Raw genomic sequence first — 2,750 nt, 5'->3', positions numbered from 1 at the left:
CTCTCCCGCACCTACAGCAGTTACCGGACAAAAACGCCCGCGCCGGTGGGGAGCCTCGGCCCCGGCTGGAAAATGCCTGCGGATATCCGCTTACAGCTGCGCGATAACACACTGATACTCAGTGATAACGGCGGCAGAAGCCTGTATTTTGAGCACCTGTTTCCCGGTGAGGACGGTTACAGCCGCAGCGAGTCACTGTGGCTGGTGCGCGGCGGCGTGGCGAAACTGGATGAAGGTCACCGGCTGGCCGCACTCTGGCAGGCGCTGCCGGAAGAGCTTCGCCTGAGTCCGCATCGTTATCTGGCGACAAACAGTCCGCAGGGGCCGTGGTGGGTACTCGGCTGGTGTGAGCGGGTGCCGGAAGCGGATGAGGTGCTGCCTGCGCCGCTGCCGCCGTACCGGGTACTGACCGGGCTGGTGGACCGCTTCGGGCGCACACAGACGTTCCACCACGAAGCCGCCGGTGAATTCAGCGGCGAAATCACCGGCGTGACGGATGGTGCCGGGCGTCACTTCCGGCTGGTACTGACCACGCAGGCGCAGCGGGCAGAAGAAGCCCGGCAGCAGGCCATTTCCGGCGGGACGGAACCGTCCGCTTTTCCTGATACCCTGCCGGGTTACACCGAATATGGCCGGGACAACGGCATCCGTCTGTCTGCCGTGTGGCTGACGCACGACCCGGAATACCCGGAGAATTTACCTGCCGCGCCGCTGGTGCGCTATGGCTGGACGCCGCGCGGCGAACTGGCGGCAGTGTATGACCGCAGCAATACACAGGTGCGCAGCTTTACTTACGATGATAAATACCGGGGCCGGATGGTGGCGCACCGTCACACGGGCCGACCGGAAATCCGTTACCGTTACGACAGCGACGGGCGGGTGACAGAACAGCTAAACCCGGCAGGCTTAAGCTACACGTATCAGTATGAGAAAGACCGCATCACCATCACCGACAGCCTGGACCGCCGTGAAGTGCTGCACACGCAGGGCGAAGCCGGGCTGAAGCGGGTGGTGAAAAAGGAACACGCGGACGGCAGCGTCACGCAGAGTCAGTTTGACGCCGTGGGCAGGCTCAGGGCACAGACGGATGCCGCAGGCCGGACAACAGAGTACAGCCCGGATGTGGTGACGGGCCTCATCACGCGCATAACCACGCCGGATGGCAGGGCATCGGCGTTTTACTATAACCACCACAACCAGTTAACGTCAGCCACCGGGCCTGACGGGCTGGAATTGCGCCGGGAATATGATGAATCCGGCCGTCTGATTCAGGAAACCGCCCCTGACGGCGATATCACCCGCTACCGTTATGATAATCCACACAGTGACTTACCCTGCGCAACGGAAGATGCCACCGGCAGCCGGAAAACCATGACGTGGAGCCGTTACGGTCAGTTGCTGACCTTCACTGACTGTTCCGGTTATGTAACCCGCTATGACCATGACCGTTTTGGTCAGGTGACGGCGGTGCACCGCGAGGAAGGCCTGAGCCAGTACCACGCATACGACAGCCGTGGACAGTTAACTGCGGTGAAAGACACGCAGGGCCATGAAACGCGGTATGAATACAACGCCGCCGGTGACCTGACCGCCGTCATTGCCCCGGACGGCAGCAGAAACGGGACACAGTACGATGCGTGGGGAAAAGCCATCTGTACCACGCAGGGCGGTCTGACGCGCAGTATGGAATACGATGCTGCCGGACGGGTCATCCGCCTGACCAGTGAAAACGGCAGCCACACCACCTTCCGTTACGATGTACTCGACCGGCTGATACAGGAAACCGGCTTTGACGGCCGCACACAGCGTTATCACCACGACCTGACCGGCAAACTTATCCGCAGCGAGGATGAGGGGCTGGTCACCCACTGGCACTATGACGAAGCAGACCGCCTCACGCACCGCACCGTGAATGGCGAAACCGCAGAGCAGTGGCAGTATGACGAACGCGGCTGGCTGACAGACATCAGCCATATCAGCAAAGGGCACCGGGTGACGGTGCATTACGGGTATGATGAGAAAGGCCGGCTGACCGGTGAGCGTCAGACGGTGCATCACCCGCAGACGGAAGCACTGCTCTGGCAGCATGAGACCAGACATGCGTACAACGCGCAGGGGCTGGCGAACCGCTGTATACCGGACAGCCTGCCCGCCGTGGAATGGCTGACCTACGGCAGCGGTTACCTGGCAGGCATGAAACTCGGCGACACACCGCTGGTGGAGTACACCCGCGACCGCCTGCACCGGGAAACGCTGCGCAGCTTCGGCCGTTATGAACTCACCACCGCTTATACCCCTGCCGGGCAGTTACAGAGCCAGCACCTGAACAGCCTGCTGTCTGACCGCGATTACACCTGGAACGACAACGGCGAACTCATCCGCATCAGCAGCCCGCGCCAGACCCGGAGTTACAGCTACAGCACCACCGGCAGGCTGACCGGCGTTCACACCACCGCAGCGAACCTTGATATCCGCATCCCGTATGCCACAGACCCGGCAGGTAACCGCCTGCCCGACCCGGAGCTGCACCCGGACAGCACCCTCAGCATGTGGCCGGATAACCGTATCGCCCGTGACGCGCACTATCTTTACCGGTATGACCGTTACGGCAGGCTGACGGAGAAAACCGACCTCATCCCGGAAGGGGGTATCCGTACGGATGATGAGCGCACCCACCGGTACCATTACGACAGTCAGCACCGGCTGGTGCACTACACGCGGACACAATATGCAGAGCCGCTGGTCGAAAG

Annotated in this window: 1 pseudogene; it reads left to right on the top strand. The window is 61.9% G+C overall.

The annotated features are described in order from the left end of the window. A pseudogene (rhsB, locus tag ACJHXA_RS23670) lies at positions 1-2,750 on the top strand (rhs element protein RhsB); the annotation flags it as partial.

The sequence above is a fragment of the Escherichia sp. WS33 genome (assembly GCF_046486385.1).
Classification (GTDB): Bacteria; Pseudomonadota; Gammaproteobacteria; order Enterobacterales; family Enterobacteriaceae; genus ECMA0423.
The sequence above is the reverse complement of the archived record's forward strand: the minus strand, read 5'-3'. Positions and strand labels throughout refer to the sequence as shown.